Genomic DNA, 18,206 nt, shown 5'->3' on the forward strand with positions numbered 1-18,206 from the left:
ATGACGCAACCGCTGAGGCTCGGCTACAAGGCATCGGCAGAGCAGTTCGGGCCGCGCGAGCTGGTGGAGCTGGGGGTCGCCGCCGAAGCGAGCGGGATGGACTCGGCGGCGATCAGTGATCATTTCCAGCCGTGGCGCCACGAGGGCGGCCACGCCCCGTTCGCGCTGGCCTGGCTGGCGGCGGTCGGTGAGCGTACCGAACGGATCCAGCTCGGGACCTCGGTGATGACGCCGACCTTCCGCTACAACCCGGCCGTGATCGCGCAGGCCTTCGCGACCCTCGGCATGCTGTACCCGGGGCGGATCATGCTCGGCATCGGCAGCGGTGAGGCGCTGAACGAGATCGCCACCGGCGCGGCGGCGGAGTGGCCGGACTTCAAGGAGCGGTTCGCGCGGTTGCGCGAGTCGGTACGCCTGATGCGTGAGCTGTGGCGCGGCGATCGCGTCAACTTCGACGGGGAGTTCTACCGCACGCGGGGGGCGTCGATCTATGACGTGCCCGAGGACGGCGTACCGATCTACGTGGCGGCCGGTGGGCCGATGGTGGCCCGGTACGCGGGCCGGGTCGGTGACGGTTTCATCTGCACGTCGGGCAAGGGGATGGAGCTCTACACCGAGAAGCTGTTGCCGGCGCTGGCCGAGGGTGCGGAGAAGGCCGACCGCGACGTCGAGGCGATCGACAAGATGATCGAGATCAAGATCAGCTACGACACCGATCCCGATGCGGCGCTGGAGAACTGCCGGTTCTGGGCGCCGCTGTCGCTGACTCCCGAGCAGAAGCACTCGATCGACGACCCGATCGAGATGGAGCGGGCCGCCGATGCGCTGCCGATCGAGCAGGTCGCCAAGCGCTGGATCGTGGCGTCCGATCCGGACGAGGCGGTGGCGGCGATCGAGCCGTATCGCCGGATCGGGTTCAACCACCTCGTCTTCCATGCCCCGGGCAACGATCAGCGCCGCTTCCTGGAGCTGTTCGCCCGCGACCTGGCGCCCCGGCTGCGGGCGCTCGGCTGAGATCGCCCCGTTCCATCTCGGCCACCCCACTCCGAATTGTTTCCGTAGTTATGCCCGCTCCGAGCCCCGGATGGCGGCATCATCTGCGGTCGAGAACGCGACGAGCGTCGCCAGCTGCGGTACGCCGGCGCGGCCCGAGGTGCCTCCGATCTCGTCGTGAGCTTTCGCCGCCCGGAGCCGCTTCCAGGGGGCGATAACTGACGACACGACTCGGCGGGCGAGGGCCGAGTCAGTTGCGGTCGCCGACCAGCGGCAGGGCGGCTGCCGGCGGTGCCGCGGTCGCGGTGTGCGCGGCCCGGGTTCGGGGCACCAGCAAGGTGACGGCGGCCCCGGCGACGGCGACGCCGGCGAAGATCCAGAAGGTCGTTGCCGAGGTCAGTCCGGCGCCGATCAGCATCCCGCCGATCACCGGCCCCAGGATGCCGCCGAGCCGGCCGAACCCGGCACACCAGGCGACGCCGGCTGCCCGCACGTTCGTGGCGTAGTAGTTCGACACCAGGCCATAGATCAACACCTGGGTGCCGATCGTGCCGACGCCCGCGAGGGCGACCAGCAGGAACAACAGGCCCAGTGGCAGCCCCGCCGTGAGCAGCACCAGCGCCAGCGCGGCCAGCAGGAAGGTCGTCGTGACCACCCGCTTGGCACCCGTCCGATCCGCCAGCCAGGAGGCGATCAGCCCGCCGATCACGGCGCCACCGTTCAGCACCAGCAGGAACAGCAGCGAGTTCTTGGCATTGAAGCCCGCCGTCTGCATGATCTGCGGCAGCCAGGTGTTCAGGCCGTAGGTGAGTAGCAGCCCGGCGAAGCTCATCAGGCCCAACAGCGCCGTGCCGAGCAGGTAGCGCCGGCTCAGCAGGCCGCCGAAGCCGCGCCTGTCGCCCGCCTCGGCGTCCGCGGCCGATTCGGTTGCCGTCGGCAGCGGTACGCCGGTCCGCTCCGAAACCAGGCGCGCCTCCTCGAGCCGGCCCTGGGCGGCCAGCCAGCGCGGCGACTCCGGCAGCTTGGCCAGGGCCAGCGGCAACAGAATGATCAGCGGCAGGGCGCCGATCACCATCATCCCGCGCCAGCCGATGGCATCGCGGAGCGCGATCGCGAGCAGCGATGCGAGCACGCCGCCGGTCGGTACGCCGCTGTAGACGATCGCGTTGTAGAGGTTCTTCCGGGCGGCGGGCGCGAACTCCGCCACCACGGCGCCGACAGTGGCCACCAGCGCCCCCATCCCGACACCCGCGGCGAAGCGCAGCAGGCCGAAGGTCGTCACCGAGTCGGCGAGCGCGGTCAGCCCCATCCCGACGGAGAACCAGACGATGTTGATCACCATCATCCGGCGCCGCCCGATCCGGTCGCCGATCGCGCCCGCCGCGAGCGCGCCGATCAGCACGCCGACGAGCGCATAGGAGCCGAGTGCGCCCGCCTGCTCCGGGCTGACCGGTCCGAGCTGGGACGGGTCGGCCATCAGGGTGGGCAGGATGGTGCCGTAGACGACGAGGTCATAGCCGTCGAAGACGATCGCCACGACACACAGGCTGACCACCCAGATCACCGAACGGCGATGCCGGTCGGAGGACCAGGCCTTCTCTGGCGGGAGTGTGGTTGTACTCATCGGACGCTCCATTGCATCGGTGGGGCCTGCATCTGGCCGGTGTCGGTGGACCGGGTGGTCCAGCACGATCCTGTCCGAAGTTGATCACTGTTGCCCCGGGGATAACCCGAGTGCTGACCAAGGGAACGCGGGAAAGCGTTGCACAGAAGGCATCGTGGACATGAAGAACCGACCGGTGATCACGGTCACCGGTCGGTTCTGGACGCCTCAGCGCACGGGATCGAGCACGAAGTCGTACTCGGTGGAGTTCTTGCCCTCGCTCTCGGCGACGTCGAGCAGCAGCTCCGGCTTCACCGCCGAGGCGATGTCGTCGTCATTGTGCGCGTCGCCGGGGAAGTAGAGCTGCGCGGTCAGCGTCTCGTGGTCCGGCGCCTCGACCTTCACGTGCAGGTGAGCGGGACGCCAGGCATGCCAGCCGGCCGCAGCGATCAGCTTGCCGCAGGCGCCGTCGGTCGGGATCTGATAGGGCGCCGGCTGCACCGTGTTGATCTCGTAGCGCCCGTCGGCGTCCGTGCGTACCCGCACGCGCAGGTTCCACTGGTCCAGGCCCGGCGCGAACTGGGAATAGAAGCCGTTGGCATCGGCATGCCACAGATCGACCACGGCATTCGACAGCGGCGTGCCGTCGACATCGCGGACCTGGCCGGCGAAGACCAACGGCGTACCCGGCTCGTCCTCGCGCATCGGAATCGTGGCCGGGCTGTCCTGCTCGGGCGCGCCCGGCACGTAGTACGGCCCCTCGATGGTCCCCTTGGAGCCCTTCCGGTGCGACGTGTTCACCTCCTCCACGCTGTGCTCCAGCCAGACATCGAGGAAGAGCGGCCATTCGCCGTCCTCGCCGACGCTGATCAGCCACGACTTCAAGGCGTTGTACTCGTCGTAGCTGACGCCGTGTTCGCGGACCAGATCGTTCGCGGCCTTGATCAGTGAGCCGGCGAGCAGCGCCACCCGTTCGGGGTCGACCTGCGCACTGCCGGTCTTGCCGGACTGGCGGAAGTTCGCGGTCGCGCCGGCGCCGGAATCGGCGGCGCGGGCGGCGAGCTCGTCGCTCGTCTTCGGGTCGGTGGTCTGGGTCATCGTTGAGCCCCTTTCTGGTGGTTGGTCCTTGTTCGGGCTATTTCGGGTCGGTGCCCGCCGCGTCGGCGACGGCAAGATCGGAAGGATGGGTCGCCAACGGGTCGACCTGCACCCGCATGTAGGGAAACAGCGGCAACGACCACAAGATCTCGTGCAGCCGCTCGTTGTCTGCCACGTCGAAGATGCTGATGTTGGAGTACGCCCCGGCGACCCGCCAGATGTGTACCCACTCGCCGGCGCGCTGCAGCTCATGGCACAGCGCCTTCTCGGCACTGATCAGTTCCTGGCGGTGCCCGGGATCAAGGTCGTGGGGGATGGCGACATCCATCCGCACGGCGTACAACATCATCGATCCTGTCGGTAGTGGGTGAGCTTGTCCTCGTCGATGGCGTAGCCGATGCCGGGCGCGGTGCGCAGTTCGAGCCGGCCGTCGACGATCTTGAGCGGCTCGGTCAGCAGGTCGTCGGACAGGTCGAGGAAGTTGGACAGCTCGCCGGCGCGTCGGCTGGTCGCACCGAACGCGGCGCCGAAGGCCAGGGTGCACATGGTGCCGACCTGTCCGTCGATCTGGTTGCCCATCACCACCTCGACGCCGAGCCCGGTGCACTGGCCGAGGATTGCCGCGGACTCGGTGAAGCCGGTCCGGGCGGTCTTGATCGAGATCGCATCGGCCGCGCCGCCGAGCAGTTCCCGGGTGATCTCCCCGGGCCGGGCCGCGCTCTCGTCGGCGACGAAGGGTACGCGGAGCTGGCGGACCAGCCAGCGACGGCCGAGCACATCGTCGGCAGGGCACAGCTCCTCCGCGAGGGTCAGCCCGAGATCGTCCATGGCTCGCATCGCCTCGGCGGCCTCGCTGGCGCTCCAGCCCCGGTTGCCGTCGACGTAGAGCTCGACCTCGTCGCCGAAGTGTTCGCGCAGCGCCCGGCAGACATCGGTGTCGAGCCGCCAGGGCCGCCGGCCGACCTTGATCTTGAACGTGGTGATGCCGTGTTCGGCACGCATCCGCTCGGCCTCGTCGACCATCGCCTGCGGGCTGTCGAAGCCGAGCATGTGGCTGACCCGCATCGATTCGCCGTGGCCGCCCAGTAGGTCGCTGACCCGCACGCCGAGCGTCGTGCCGAGGGCGTCCCAGATCGCCATGTCGAGCGCCGCCTTGGCCGCCGGATTCCCTACCGTGCGGCGGAAGTCGGCGTGCACCTGCTCGCGCGCCAGGGCGGAGCGCCCGATCACCTGCGGCCCGAGCACGTCGTCGATGATCGCGGTGATCGAGGCCTGGGTCTCGCCGTAGGTGTAGGGACGCGGTGGCGCATCGGCCACTCCGATCACCCCGTCGGACGTCCGCACCCGGACCAGCACATGATCGGCGGTGTGCGCCTCGCCGCTCGCGAACCGCAGCGGCTTGCGGTAGTCGATCCGGTACGGGATCGCCTCGACCGCGTCGATGATCATCTGTTCGCTCACGCGATCTCCTCGGCACGCTCGGTGGTCAGGGTCGGTACGCGGGTCCGGTTCCCGCAGATGCCCTCGCGGGTCAGGGTGTCGACGAAACGCTCCAGCAGCGGATCGGTGGAATCGGCCAGCCAGGCGACCCCGATGTCGATGCGTTCGGTGTCGGGAAGCTCGTGGAACGCGACCCGGTCGAGTCGGGCGGCGCGCGCGGATGCCGGCACCAGCGCGATCCCGAGACCGGCGGCGACCAGGGCGAGCATCGTCGAGGTCTCGGTGACCTCATGGGCACAGTGCGGGCGGAAGCCGGCTCGCGCGCAGGTGCGCAGCACGGCGTCGTTGACCACCGACCGGGTCGCGGCGGCGTACATCACGAAATCGCTGCCGCGCAGATCGACCACCCGGCGGTCCGGCCGGTCGAGCGCGCTGCCCTCCTGGCAGGCCAGGACCAGCGGCTCGGCCGCCATCGGCCGGTACGCCAGACCTTCCGCGCGCACCGGCGGGCGGAGGATGCCCGCGTCGATGCGGTGCTCGACCAGCGCCTCCTCCTGGGCCGGGGTGAGCATCTCGGTGCGGATGTCCAGGGCCACCCCGGGCATCGCGTCGCGGACCGCCCGCGCGATCCGCGGCAGGTGTCCGTAGGACGCCGAGCCGGTGAAGCCGACGCGCAGTGTGCCGGTGCGCCCCTCCGCCAGCGCCGCCACCCGGTTCACTGCCTCGTCGACGGCGTCCAGGATGCGTTGTGCGTCGGTCCGCAGCAGCTCGCCCGCGGGTGTCAGCCGGACCTGGCGCGTGGTGCGTTCGAAGAGGGGTACGCCTAGCTGCGACTCGAGTTGCCGGATCGCTTGTGACAGTGGGGGTTGCGCCATGTGCAGGCGCTCCGCGGCGCGGCCGAAGTGCCGGGTGTCGGCGACGGCCAGGAAGTAGCGCAGGAGCCGCAGCTCCACATCGCTCCCGCGTCGTGACGTCATCGTCGCCGCCTCTTCCGTCGTGGCCCCGAGACCTGCCGCCCCGGGTGGTGTCGATCGGGGATCGTTTCTCCGGATCGCCCCGGGTCGCCCCTGTGCAGCACCCTAGGCCGGGGCATTAAGAGGTTCAAATATCGAATGAATGCCCAATGAGAGGCGGTGCCTCTGAATGAACCCTGGGTCAGGCCTGGGGTCATCCCTGGGGCAAGGGGGTCCGCGCGGTGTCACGGTTGAGGCCCGGGCGGTCGCCGACCGCTGACCGGGACCCGTGCCGACGACGCCACCCAGGAGGAGCCATGCCGCATCCCATCGCGGACCTCGACATCGATCTGTCCGATGTCGTGGTCGACGACCCGTCCACCGGGGCGTACCGGATCGACCGGCGGATCTTCACCGACGAGGAACTGTTCGAGCTGGAGATGACCTACATCTTCGAGGGGAACTGGATCTTTCTCGCCCACGAGTCGCAGGTCCCCGAAGCCGGCGACTACTACACGACTTCGATCGGCCGGCAGCCCATCGTGATCACCCGGTCCAAGGACGGCACGCTGAACTGTCTGATCAACGCGTGCACCCACCGCGGCGCGATGCTGTGCCGCCGCAGGACCGACAACCGGATCACCCTGACCTGCCCCTTCCACGGCTGGACGTTCCGCAACGACGGCAAGCTGCTCAAGGTCAAGGACCCCGACGGCGCCGGCTATCCGGAGAGCTTCGACACCGACGGCTCGCACGACCTGACCAAGGTCGCGCGTTTCGAGAGCTACCGGGGGTTCCTGTTCGGCAGCCTGAACCCCGACGTGGCACCGCTCGCCGAGCACCTGGGCGATACCCGGTTGATCATCGACATGCTGGTCGACCAGTCCCCCGAGGGCCTGGAGGTGCTGCGCGGCTCCTCGACCTACACCTTTGACGGCAACTGGAAGGTGCAGGCAGAGAATGGCGCGGACGGCTACCACGTCACCGCCACCCACTGGAACTATGCGGCCACCACCAGCAGGCGCGGGACCGGTGAGTCCAAGAACGACACCAAGGCGGTCGATGCGGGAAAGTGGGGCAAGCAGGGAGGCGGCTACTTCTCCTTCGACAACGGGCATCTGGCGCTGTGGACCTGGACGGCCAATCCGCAGGACCGGCCGCTGTGGGACCGGCGCGAGGAGCTGATCGAGCAGTTCGGCGAGGCCAAGGGCGACTTCATGGTGCGCGGTTCCCGGAACCTGTGCCTCTACCCGAATGTCTATCTGATGGATCAGTTCTCCACCCAGATCCGTCGGTTCACCCCGATCTCGCCGGACCGGACCGAGGTGACCATCCACTGCATCGCGCCGAAGGGGGAGAGCCAGGCCGCGCGCACGGCCCGGATCCGCCAGTACGAGGACTTCTTCAACGCCAGCGGGATGGCCACCCCGGACGACCTGGAGGAGTTCCGCTCCTGTCAGAAGACCTTCCTCGCCCGCGCCGCGCGCTGGAACGACATGAGTCGCGGCGCGGTGCACTGGCACACGGGCCCCGACGAGCTGGCCACCAGTCTCGGCATGCACGACGTCTTGTCCTGCGGTGTCCGCAACGAGGACGAGGGCCTGTTCCCGATCCAGCACACCTACTGGCTGGAACAGGTACGCCGCGGCGCCGCCGCCGAGCGCGAGCGCGCCGCCACCCGGCCCGCACCCGATCGCGGGCCGGTCGAGCTGATCAGCAACGGACGGAGGGTGTGATCATGACCAGCACGCTGACGGCGCCCGAGGAAACGGATGCCGCGCCGGAGCGCACGGTGCCGACGCGGGTGATCGACCCGCGCGAGGTGGAGCAGTTCCTCTATCGGGAGGCGCGCTATCTCGACGATCGGCTCTTCGAACAGTGGGTGGAGTGCTACGCCGAGGATGCGGAGTTCTGGATGCCGGCCTGGGCCGACGACGACGAGCTCACCACCGATCCGGCGAACGAGCTGTCGCTGATCTACTACGCCAACCGGGCGGGCCTGGAGGATCGCGTCTTCCGGATCCGCACCGAGCGCTCCAGCGCGACCAGCCTGCCGGAGCCGCGGACCAGCCACAACATCACCAATGTGGAGATCATCGAGCAGCGTGGCCCGCTCGTGGATGTGCGGTTCAACTGGCACACCATGTACTTCCGCTACCACACCGTCGATCCCTACTACGGCACGTCTTTCTACACGATCGACTTCTCCGGCGATGCGCCGCTGATCCGACGGAAGACCGTGGTGCTGAAGAACGACTACATCCACCACGTGGTGGACGTCTACCACATCTGATCGGCAGCGATCGACGACCGGGAGGAGTGATCATGAGCCATCAGGTGGTGCTCAACTTCGAGGACGGGGTCAGTCGCGCCATCGACTGCGATCCCGACATGACCATCGCCGATGCGGCGTACCGGGCCCGGATCAACATCCCGTTCGACTGCCGCGACGGCGCCTGCGGGACCTGCAAGGCCAAATGCGATGCGGGCGAGTTCGACCCGGGATTCTTCATCGACGACGCGCTGAGCCGCGACGAGGCCGCGGCCGGGTTCTGCCTGCCGTGCCAGATGAAACCGCTGTCCGATCTGGTCCTGCAGATCTCCTCGACCTCGGAGCTGGCGAAGACGGGTACGCAGAGCTGGCGCGGCGAGGTGGCCGAGGTGATCCGCCACTCGCCGACCACGGTTGGGCTGAAGATCACCATGGCCGACCGGGAGCGGCTGACCTTCCAGCCCGGGCAGTACGTCAACATCACCGTGCCCGGCACCGACCAGGTGCGCTCCTATTCGTTCAGCAATGCCGCCGACTCCGCCGAGCTGTCCTTTCTGATCAAGATCACCCCGGGCGGGGCGATGTCGACCTGGGTCAGCGAGCGCGCGCGGCCGGGCGACCGGTTGGAGTTCAGCGGGCCCCTCGGCTCCTTCTACCTGCGGCCCGTCAAGCGGCGTGCCCTGCTGCTTGCCGGCGGCACCGGTCTGGCGCCGATCCTGGCCATGTTGCACACGCTGGCGGCCAAGCCGCCCGAACACCCCGTGCACCTGGTCTACGGCGCCACCACCGACGACGATGTCGTCCACCTGGCCGATCTTGCCGACTTCGCCGAGCGGATCGAGAACCTGACCTTCGACTGGTGCGTCGCCGACGAGCGGACCACCGCCCCCAACCAGGGCTACGTGATGAGCCTGATCGACGCCGAGCACCTGGCCGGTGGCGATGTCGATGTCTATCTGTGCGGCCCGCCGCCGATGGTCGAGGCCGTCCGCGGCTGGCTGGACGAGCAGGGCATCGCCCCCGCCAGCTTCCATTTCGAGAAGTTCACCGTCGGACGGGCCCACGGCGCGGCTCCGGCCGAGCCGACTCCGGCAGATCCGCCCGCGGCGGAGCCGGCCCCGCACGCGCCCGCGGCCCGCCCGCGCGTGGCCGCCCGCATCGCCACCGTTCCCGATCCCGATCAGGCGCACCGGCTCGCCGGGCAGCGGATGCTGGCGCCGGACGACCGGAGGCCCATCTGGTCCGGCGCGCCGACCGGCGGCGGGATGGCCGCGGGGTGCGCCGAGGCGCGTGAGCTGCATCGTTTCCGGTTCGCCGCCCGCGACCTCGGGCCGGCGCCCGGTGCAGCGCGCCCGCTCGACCGACGCGCCGAGGCCGTCGCCGCGCGGGCGATCGCCGGTCAGGCCGTCTTCGCCGCCGCCGACCGGGCGCCGCTGGTCGCGCCGCGGCGACGGCGTACCCCCAAACCGGTGACCCCGCACCCGGGTCGCTTCGCCGACCGGGTCGTGCTGCTGACCGGCGCCGCCCAGGGCATCGGCGCGGCGGTCGCCCGCCGGCTCGCGGCCGAGGGTGCCGACCTCGTGCTGGCCGACCGCTCCGAGGTGCTGCACGAGCTGGTCGACGAGCTCGCGGGGGCCCAGGCGGCGGCCGATCCGGTGCTCGCCGACCTGGAGACCTGGCAGGGCGCCACCGCCGCCGTCGATGCCGCCCTGGCCCGGCACGGGCGCATCGATGTCGCGATCCACACGGTCGGCGGCACGATCTGGGCCAAGCCGTACCAGCACTACACGCCGGCCGAGATCGTCGCGGAGCTGAACCGTTCGCTGATGCCGACCCTGTGGGGTTGTCGCGCTGTCGCGCCGGCCATGATCGACGCCGGTGGCGGGGTCATCGTCAACGTCTCCTCCGTCGCCACCCGCGGGGTGCACCGGGTGCCCTATGCGGCGGCCAAGGGCGGGGTGAACGCGATCACCGCGTCGCTGGCGATGGAGCTCGCACCGCACGGGATTCGGGTCAGTGCGACCGCCCCGGGCGGCACCCAGGCGCCGCCGCGGCGGATCCCGCGGGGCCCGGCGCCGGCGACCGAGACCGAGCGGGACTGGTACGCCGCGATCGTCGAGCAGACCACCGCGAGTTCGCTGCTGCATCGCTATGGCACGCTCGACGAACAGGCCGCCGCGATCTGTTTCCTGGCCTCGGACGAGGCCTCCTACATCACCGGCTCGGTGCTACCGGTCGCCGGTGGCGATCTCGGCTGAGGCGCCGGTGCGTGGAGCTGCCCCGTCGCCGCGTGGGGACAACTACAGTGCCGACATGTCAGCACAGCCCGGTGACGCCGCCGGACTGATCGGCCGGGGAGCCGAGCTGGCCGCGCTGCGAGCCGTCCTGGCCCGGGTCGGCGGCGGCGAGCCCGCGTTGGTCGTGGTGCACGGCCCCGCCGGCGTCGGCACCAGCGCGCTCGTCGACGCGGCGCTGGCCGAGGAGCCCGCACCCCGGGTGATCCGCCGTGCCGCCGTGCATTGGGAGTCGAGCCTGCTCGCGGGGATCGCCGCCGGGGCGCCTCATCCGGATCCCGCGACCGATCCCGATGCCGCGGCCGCCTGGCTCGCCGCGCGCTGCGCCGAGCCGGCCGCGGACGGGCCGGTCGCTCACGTCGTCGAGGACGCGCAGCACGCCGACACCGCCTCGCTGCGGGCGCTGTCCAGTGCGGTACGCCGGCTCGCGGCGCCCGTGCTGGTCGTCCTGGTCGCCTCGGGTGACCCCGAACGTTGGCCGGTCGGCCTCGCCGAGGTGCGCGCCGCGCATGCCGACACGGCGATCGCCGTGGCCGGGCTGGGCCCGGCCGATGTGGCATCCCTGGCCGCCTCGCGCGGGCGGGCCATCGGCGGGTACGGCGCGGGTCGGCTGGCCCGGCACACGGCCGGCTGTCCCGGGCCGATCATCGAGTTGCTGGACTCGCGGCACTCGCTGTGGGACGACCCCCGGGTGCCACTACCGGCGCCGCGTTCCGTCGTCGCAGCGTTCCGCCGAGCGCTGGCCGGCGAGCCCCCGGAGGTGACCGAACTGGCCGAGGCGGCCGCGACGCTGTGCGCGGTCGGGCGGAGCACATCGGGCGACGAGCTGGCCATGCTGCTCGCGGCGGCCGGGTCCGGCGCCGCGGCCGCGCTGTTGCCGACGATCGACCGGGCGGTGGGCGCGGGGATCCTGTGTCCCCACGTCGACGGACGGATCGAGTTCGCCAGCCCGCTCGGGCTTGCCGCCGTCCGCGACCGCGTACCGCTGACCCGGCGCGTGCGGTGGCACCGGCAGGCGGGTGGGGTGCTCGGTGCCGACCGCGGCCTGTTGCACCGCGTCCTGGCGACCGTCGGGCGCGACGACGAGCTCGCCGCATCGGTGATCCGGCGCGCGGAGCAGCTCGCGCTGGCCGGCGCCTGGTCCGACGCTGCCGAGATGTTGATCATGGTCAGCCGGATCGCCGGAGATCCGGCCGAGTGTCTGCTGCGCGCGGTCGATGCGCTGGTCTCGGCCGGGGATCTGCCCGCCGCTGCGGCGCTGTCGCCGGAGATCGAGGGGTTCACCCCGGTCGCCCGCCGGGATGCGGTGATCGGCTATCTCACCGCGCTGCAGGGGCGGGCGCGCGAGGCCGAGCTGCTCTATGAGCGTGCCTGGTCCGGCTCCGCCGGCACCGTCGGGGCGGACGCGGCGACGGCCGCGCTGATCAGCCAGCGTCGAGCGCTGCACGCGCTGTGCGACTGGCGGCCGGAGGAGCTGGTCGCCTGGTCGGAGCGGGCACTCGAGTTCGGTGGCGCGACCGCCTCGGCGGTGATCGAGACGAAGGTGCTCTACGGCCTCGGCCATCTGGGCGCCGGCCGGCTCGCCGAGGCCGAGGAGGCCTATGCCCAGGTGATGGCCGAGATCCCCGACGGGGCCCAGGCCCAGCGCGCCCGGATGGGCCGGGGCTGGTTGCGAATGACGCAGGACGCCCACGAGGAGGCCCGCCAGGACCTGGAGCGGGCGTTGGCCATTCGCACCTGGGGCGGCTCCGCGCGCATCTCGCTGTGGGCCCATGGCTGGCTGGCCCGGGTCCTGTACGAGCTCGGCGAATGGGACGCCGCCCTGGAAACGGTCGAGCGCCGGGTGCCGCTGCTGCAACGCTCGGGCCTCGACCTGCAGGCCCCGCTGTTGCACTGGAGCGCGGCCCGGGTGCATGCGCTGCGCGGCGCGACCGAGCGCGCGGAACGCCACCTGCGCGCGGCCGGGTCGGTGCCGCGGGAGTACGCCTGCGCGCTGATCCCGGCGGCGCTGGCCCGCGCGCAGGTCGCCGAGGTACGCGGTGATCATCCGGGAGTGCTGCGTGCCCTGGAACCGGTCGCCGAACTCGCCGGGCGCCGCGACATCGACGAGCCCGGTTGCTGGCCGTGGCAACACGCCTGGGCCTCCGCGCTCGTCGCGACCGGCGAGCTGGAGCGTGCCGATGTGTTCCTGCGCCCGCACGAGGAGCGCGCGGCGGCCCGCGGCCACCGGACGTCGCTGGGCCGGCTGGGGGAGGTCCGCGGCCGTTGGCTGGCGGCGCGGGGTCGGCTCGACGAGGCGCGGGCCGCGCACGCGGCCGCGCTGGGGCAGTTGGACCAGCTCACGCGACCGGTCCTGCGCGCGTCGATCAGCCTCTCGCTCGGCCAGATGCTGCGTCGGGCGGGCAAGCGCAAGGAGGCCGTCGGTGCGCTCGGGGAGGCCCGCGAGCTGTACGCCGGCCTGGCCGCGCAGCCGATGCTGCTGCGTACCGACCGCGAGCTCCGCGCGGCCGGGCTCGGCACCCGCCGGCCGCTGGTGCTGGCCGCGCTGACCCCGCAGGAGCGGACCGTTGCGGGACTGGTCGCGAGCGGCGCGACCAACCGGGAGGCGAGCGAGGAGTTGTTCGTCTCGGTCAAGACCGTCGAGTATCACCTGACCCGGATCTACACCAAGCTCGGCCTGCGCGGCCGGGCCGAGCTCGCCGCCCACTATTCCGAGGCGGACGGGTGAGCGCGGCTCACGGGACGATCGCCTCCATGCCCACGACGCCGAACAGCCAGACCGCGAAGAGGATTACGGCCACCACCACGAAGCTCCAGCGGAAGCGTCGGCGCAGCCGCCGGCCCTGCGGCGCGATGGTCGGGGGCGCCGCGACGGCGGGCGTCCCGGCCAACGCGGCGGGCGGCCTGGCGACGGGGGGCGCGGCAGCGCGCGGACCGGCCGCGAGGCGGCGGTCGCGGTAGGTCCGCGACCGGTCCCGCAACTGCCGGGCGACCGTGTCGCGGATCGCGGCGAGTCGCTGCCAGGTCGCCGGATCGGTGACCGGCAGTTCGAAGCGGGTGTAGAGGAACATCCAGTTGTCGACCACCTCGACGTCGAAGGCATGCGTGCGGTCGATCAGGTGCGCCATCAGGTCCGGGGTGAACACGTAGTAGGCGTCGAAGCCGTACTCGGCGGGGCAGTACAGGTCGAAGTGCCGGTCGAACTCACCGCCGAGGGAGAGCCGCTGGTCGCCGGTGAAGCTGACCGGCAGGTTGCTGCCGAAGCCGTTGTTCGCCTTCGCGTCCAACAGCATGTGCGGCAGGGCGGACTCGAGCCTGATCGCGGCGTACTGCCAGCGATGCTCGCGCCGGTTCTTGCCCGAGCCGGTGACGTAGAAGTGGGTGCCGCAGTCGGCGACGGGTCCGGCCATCGCGTAAACGTGCTGCTCGGCCCGCTGGTCGTGCCCGAGGCCGAAGATCAGTCCCGGGAAGCCCGCGGGATTCGAGCGCGGCGAGTACTGCATGCCGTTCGCCCGGGCGAAGCGGGACAGCCGCAGGTGGGTGGGCCAGGTGCGGCCGCCCCGGCCGCGCAGGGCCCGGAATCCGACGGCCGCGATCACGCCGAGGACGGCGAGGACCGGCAGCCAACCGACCGGACCCATCCGGCCCATCGCCATCGTGCTCCAGGTGAACATCACCTGGGACCCGAAGACCACGATCACCGCGATCATGATGACCGACCGGAACGGGTTGGGCGGGCGCCAGCGCGGGTCGCCGGAACGGGTCATCTCGGTCCGGAACCGCGCCACCTCCGCGGGGTCGACCGGATCCGTCAGCGGTCGGGTGTCGAATGTCGTCACGGGCACCTCCGGCGCCCGAGGCTAGCGTCCGCGCGGGTCGGTGGCCCGCGCTAGGCTGACTCGGTGAGCCTGTCCGCTCTCGTGTCCGCCGTCGCGTCCGATCCCGCCATCTCCAGCGCGGTCGAGGGCGCCCGTTCGCGTACCGTCGATGCGCTCGACCTGACCGGTCCGGCCGCGCTGCGCCCGTTCCTGGCGGCCGCGCTGGCGACCACCCGGCCCGTGTTGCTGGTCACCTCCACCTATCGGGAGGCCGAGGAGCAGGCGGCGACGCTGGCCAGCATGCTCGGGGCCGACGAGGTCGCCTACTACCCGGCCTGGGAGACCCTGCCGCACGAGCGACTCAGCCCGCGCTCCGACACCGTAGGCCGTCGTCTGTCGGTGCTCCGCCGGCTGGCCGGCAATGATCAACTCCCCGCACCGCGGGTGGTCGTCGCACCGGTCCGCTCGTTGCTGCAGCCGCAGGTGAGGGGGCTGGCCCAGATGCGCCCGGTGCGGGTGATCAGCGGGGCCGAGTACGATCCCGATGATCTTGCCCGCGATCTGGTCGCGGCCGCCTACACCCGGGTGGACCTGGTCGAGCGACGCGGCGAGTTCGCGATCCGCGGTGGGATCGTCGACGTGTTCCCGCCGACCGAGGAACACCCCCTGCGGATCGACTTCTTCGGCGACACCGTGGAGGAGATCCGGACCTTCACCGTCGCCGACCAGCGCAGCTCGGGCGAGCCGGTCGCCGAGCTGATCGCCTCCCCGTGCCGGGAGATGTTGATCACCGAGCAGGTACGCTCTCGCGCCGCCGCGCTGATCGATGATCATCCCGAGCTGGCGGAGATGCTGGAACGGATCGCCCAGGGGCATGCCGTCGAGGGGATGGAGTCGCTGGCGCCGGCGCTGGTCGACGGCATGGAGCTGATGATCGACGCGATGCCCGACGACACGCTGGTGCTGGTCGCCGACCCGGAGCTGATCCGCGGCCGGGCGGCCGACCTGGTGACGATGAGCGAGGAGTTCCTGGCGACCTCCTGGCAGGCGGCCGCGGCCGGCGGGCGAGCGCCCATCGACCTGGCCGCCTCGGCGTACCGCGACCTCGGCGACGTCCGTCGCGAGGCGTTGGATCGGGGGCTGGCGTGGTGGACGCTGAGCCCGTTCGCCGCCGGTCCGGGGGAGGCCGACGACGAGCCGGTCCGTACCGAGGACGGCGAGGTCGTCGATCTGTCCGGTGTCGGCGAGATCGGCGGCGTGCGGAGCAGATCGGTCGGGGCGCGCGCGGTCGAGCCGTGGCGCGGCGACGTGGACGCCGCGGTTGCCGACATCCGCAACGCGCTCGCGGCGGGCTGGCGGGTGGCCCTGGCCGCCGAGGGGGCCGGGCTGGCGAAGCGGATGGTCGAGCTGCTGGGCGAGCACGACATCGCGGCCCGGCTTGCGCCGGCCGAGGGCCCGGAAGCCGGCGAGCTGGCCGGCGACGTGGTCAACGTGATCATCGCGGACCTGCGCGCGGGCTTCGTCGCCGAGGCGGCCAATCTGGCCGTCTTCACCGCGGCGGACCTGTCGGGGCAGCGCAATGCGGACAAGTCGCAGCGGCGGATGCCGAGCCGGCGCAAGAACCAGATCGACCCGCTGCAGCTCACGCCGGGCGATGCGGTCGTGCACGAACAGCACGGCGTGGGCCGTTACGTGGAGATGGTGCAGCGCAGCCTGCAGGGCGCGACCAGGGAGTACCTGGTGATCGAATACGCCCCGTCCAAGCGTGGCCAGCCGGGCGACCGGTTGTTCGTCCCGATGGACTCCCTCGACCAGGTGACCCGCTACGTCGGCGGGGAGAACCCGAGCCTGGACCGGATGGGCGGCGCGGACTGGGCCAAGCGCAAGGGCCGCGCCCGCAAGGCGGTACGCCAGATCGCGGCGGAGTTGATCAAGCTCTACGCCGCCCGGCAGGCGACCCGCGGGCATGCCTTCGGCCCGGACACGACCTGGCAGCGCGAGCTGGAGGATGCGTTCAACTACGTGGAGACGCCCGACCAGCTCGGCGCGATCACCGAGGTCAAGCAGGACATGGAGCAGGTGGTGCCGATGGATCGGCTGATCTGCGGCGATGTCGGCTACGGCAAGACCGAGATCGCGGTCCGCGCGGCGTTCAAGGCGGTCCAGGACGGCAAGCAGGTCGCCGTGCTGGTGCCGACGACGCTGCTGGTGCAGCAGCACCACGCCACCTTCGCCGACCGGTACGCCGGCTTCCCGGTCAAGGTCGCCGCGCTCAGCCGCTTCCAGTCCGAGGCGGAGGCGAAGAAGGTCCGCGAGGGCATCGCCGACGGCTCGATCGATGTCGTCGTGGGCACCCACCGGCTGATCGGCGGCGAGGTCTCGTTCAAGGATCTCGGGCTGGTGATCATCGACGAGGAGCAGCGCTTCGGCGTCGAGCACAAGGAGGCCCTGAAGCGGCTGCGGATGGATGTCGACGTGCTCGCCATGTCGGCGACGCCGATCCCGCGTACCCTCGAAATGGCGATCACCGGCATCCGGGAGATGTCCACCATCGCCACCCCGCCGGAGGAGCGGCACCCGGTGCTGACCTTCGCCGGGCCCTACGACGAGGCGCAGGTGGCCGCAGCGATCCGGCGCGAGCTGATGCGCGAGGGCCAGGTCTTCTACATCCACAACCGGGTCCAGTCGATCGAGAAGACCGCCAGGCGGATCGCCGAGCTGGTCCCGGAGGCGCGGGTCGCGACGGCGCACGGCCAGATGGGCGAGTCGAAGCTGGAGCAGGTGATGGTCGACTTCTGGGAGCGCCGCGCCGACGTGCTGGTGTGCACCACGATCGTCGAGGCCGGCCTGGACATCTCCACCGCGAACACGTTGATCATCGAGCGCGCCGACCTGCTCGGGCTGTCGCAGTTGCACCAGTTGCGCGGTCGCGTCGGCCGCGGCCGCGAGCGCGGGTATGCCTACTTCCTCTACCCGCCGGAGCGGGCGTTGACCGAGACCGCCCATGATCGACTCGCCACGATGGCCGCGCACACCGACCTCGGCGCCGGGATGCAGATCGCGATGAAGGACCTGGAGATCCGCGGCGCCGGCAATCTGTTGGGCGGCGAGCAGTCCGGGCACATCGCCGATGTCGGTTTCGATCTCTACATCCGGCTGGTCGGCGAGGCCGTCGCCGATTTCCGCGGCGAGGGCGGCGAGCCGGAGCCGGAGGTACGCATCGAGCTGCCCGTCGACGCCCGCCTGCCGGAGGACTACATCGAGACCGAGCGGCTGCGGCTGGAGATGTACAAGCGGCTCGCCGAGACCCGCACGCCGGAGGATCTGGCGGCCGTGGTGGCCGAGCTGACGGACCGCTACGGCGAGCCGACCGGGCCGGTGTTGACGCTGATCGAGGTGGCCCGGTTCCGGCTCGCGGCGCGCGCGGCCGGGCTGACCGAGGTGGTGGCGCAGGGCAACTACATCCGATTCGCCCCCGTGCACCTGCCCGAATCGCGCACGCTGCGGCTGAAGCGGCTGCACCCGCGTTCGGTGATCAAGGAACAGACCGGCATCATCCTGGTCCCGCGGCCGCAGGCCGAGCGGGTCGGCGGCCCGCCGCCGACCGACGACGAGCTGCTGCGCTGGGCGACCGGGGTGGTCGAGGACATCCTGGCGCCGGTACTGGCGCCCGTCGCGGGTTGAACCCGGGCCCCAGCTCGCCCAGTCCGAACCACCCGCCGCCGGGCCGGACGC

Annotated in this window: 12 protein-coding genes; 6 read left to right on the top strand and 6 right to left on the bottom strand. The window is 71.3% G+C overall.

What is annotated here, in order from left to right; genetic code table 11:
- Complete coding sequence (gene fgd / locus GGQ54_RS11835; RefSeq protein WP_179445569.1) at positions 1 to 1,014, top strand: glucose-6-phosphate dehydrogenase (coenzyme-F420); 1,014 nt, start codon at positions 1 to 3, stop codon at positions 1,012 to 1,014.
- A gap of 229 nt (positions 1,015 to 1,243) precedes the next feature.
- Here the strand turns inward: fgd and GGQ54_RS11840 are convergent, their stop codons facing one another.
- From GGQ54_RS11840 to GGQ54_RS11860, 5 genes are all read right to left on the bottom strand, one after another.
- A complete protein-coding gene (locus tag GGQ54_RS11840; protein ID WP_179445570.1) occupies positions 1,244 to 2,617 on the bottom strand; it encodes an MFS transporter in 1,374 nt (457 codons plus the stop codon).
- 207 nt (positions 2,618 to 2,824) lie between these two features.
- Positions 2,825 to 3,694, bottom strand: a complete 870-nt coding sequence (gene catA / locus GGQ54_RS11845; RefSeq protein ID WP_179445571.1) for a catechol 1,2-dioxygenase — start codon at positions 3,692 to 3,694, stop codon at positions 2,825 to 2,827.
- A 37-nt stretch (positions 3,695 to 3,731) separates the two neighbouring features.
- Positions 3,732 to 4,043, bottom strand: coding sequence for a muconolactone Delta-isomerase (gene catC, locus GGQ54_RS11850; RefSeq protein ID WP_246292629.1), 312 nt, complete (start codon positions 4,041 to 4,043; stop codon positions 3,732 to 3,734).
- The gene (locus GGQ54_RS11855; RefSeq protein WP_343045947.1) at positions 4,040 to 5,155 is read right to left on the bottom strand and encodes a mandelate racemase/muconate lactonizing enzyme family protein; all 1,116 of its coding nucleotides are present in this window, start codon (positions 5,153 to 5,155) and stop codon (positions 4,040 to 4,042) included. The genes catC and GGQ54_RS11855 overlap by 4 nt, the downstream gene beginning before the upstream one ends.
- Entirely contained in the window at positions 5,152 to 6,111 is a 960-nt protein-coding gene (locus GGQ54_RS11860) for a LysR substrate-binding domain-containing protein (protein ID WP_218843848.1), read from the bottom strand. The genes GGQ54_RS11855 and GGQ54_RS11860 overlap by 4 nt, the downstream gene beginning before the upstream one ends.
- 293 nt (positions 6,112 to 6,404) lie before the next feature.
- Here GGQ54_RS11860 and benA point away from each other — a divergent pair, with 293 nt between their 5' ends.
- From benA to GGQ54_RS11880, 4 genes are read left to right on the top strand one after another with little or no spacing between them, the layout of a single operon-like run.
- Positions 6,405 to 7,823, top strand: coding sequence for a benzoate 1,2-dioxygenase large subunit (gene benA, locus GGQ54_RS11865; protein ID WP_179445572.1), 1,419 nt, complete (start codon positions 6,405 to 6,407; stop codon positions 7,821 to 7,823).
- 2 nt (positions 7,824 to 7,825) lie between these two features.
- Positions 7,826 to 8,380, top strand: a complete 555-nt coding sequence (gene benB, locus GGQ54_RS11870) for a benzoate 1,2-dioxygenase small subunit (protein WP_179445573.1) — start codon at positions 7,826 to 7,828, stop codon at positions 8,378 to 8,380.
- A gap of 32 nt (positions 8,381 to 8,412) precedes the next feature.
- Positions 8,413 to 10,617 (top strand): benzoate 1,2-dioxygenase electron transfer component BenC, encoded by a 2,205-nt coding sequence (gene benC / locus GGQ54_RS11875; protein WP_179445574.1) that lies wholly within the window; start codon positions 8,413 to 8,415, stop codon positions 10,615 to 10,617.
- A gap of 55 nt (positions 10,618 to 10,672) precedes the next feature.
- On the top strand, positions 10,673 to 13,381 hold the full coding sequence (locus GGQ54_RS11880) for a helix-turn-helix transcriptional regulator (protein WP_179445575.1): 2,709 nt from the start codon (positions 10,673 to 10,675) through the stop codon (positions 13,379 to 13,381).
- Positions 13,382 to 13,388: 7 nt separating this feature from the next.
- On the opposite strand, the gene GGQ54_RS11885 is transcribed toward GGQ54_RS11880, so the two are convergent.
- Complete coding sequence (locus GGQ54_RS11885) at positions 13,389 to 14,492, bottom strand: hypothetical protein (RefSeq protein WP_179445576.1); 1,104 nt, start codon at positions 14,490 to 14,492, stop codon at positions 13,389 to 13,391.
- Between the two features lie 63 nt (positions 14,493 to 14,555).
- Here GGQ54_RS11885 and mfd point away from each other — a divergent pair, with 63 nt between their 5' ends.
- Positions 14,556 to 18,155 (top strand): transcription-repair coupling factor, encoded by a 3,600-nt coding sequence (gene mfd / locus GGQ54_RS11890; RefSeq protein WP_179445577.1) that lies wholly within the window; start codon positions 14,556 to 14,558, stop codon positions 18,153 to 18,155.
- Positions 18,156 to 18,206 lie beyond the last annotated feature (51 nt).

It is taken from the genome of Naumannella cuiyingiana (genome assembly GCF_013408305.1).
GTDB lineage: Bacteria > Actinomycetota > Actinomycetes > Propionibacteriales > Propionibacteriaceae > Naumannella > Naumannella cuiyingiana.

What these genes read in the sequence shown, in the direction of transcription:
- catC (WP_246292629.1), bottom strand. Translation starts at nt 4,043, where the DNA reads ATGATGTTGTACGCCGTGCGGATGGATGTCGCCATCCCCCACGACCTT.
- GGQ54_RS11840 (WP_179445570.1), bottom strand. Translation starts at nt 2,617, where the DNA reads ATGAGTACAACCACACTCCCGCCAGAGAAGGCCTGGTCCTCCGACCGG.
- benA (WP_179445572.1), top strand. Translation starts at nt 6,405, where the DNA reads ATGCCGCATCCCATCGCGGACCTCGACATCGATCTGTCCGATGTCGTG.
- benB (WP_179445573.1), top strand. Translation starts at nt 7,826, where the DNA reads ATGACCAGCACGCTGACGGCGCCCGAGGAAACGGATGCCGCGCCGGAG.
- benC (WP_179445574.1), top strand. Translation starts at nt 8,413, where the DNA reads ATGAGCCATCAGGTGGTGCTCAACTTCGAGGACGGGGTCAGTCGCGCC.
- GGQ54_RS11880 (WP_179445575.1), top strand. Translation starts at nt 10,673, where the DNA reads ATGTCAGCACAGCCCGGTGACGCCGCCGGACTGATCGGCCGGGGAGCC.
- fgd (WP_179445569.1), top strand. Translation starts at nt 1, where the DNA reads ATGACGCAACCGCTGAGGCTCGGCTACAAGGCATCGGCAGAGCAGTTC.
- catA (WP_179445571.1), bottom strand. Translation starts at nt 3,694, where the DNA reads ATGACCCAGACCACCGACCCGAAGACGAGCGACGAGCTCGCCGCCCGC.
- GGQ54_RS11860 (WP_218843848.1), bottom strand. Translation starts at nt 6,111, where the DNA reads ATGACGTCACGACGCGGGAGCGATGTGGAGCTGCGGCTCCTGCGCTAC.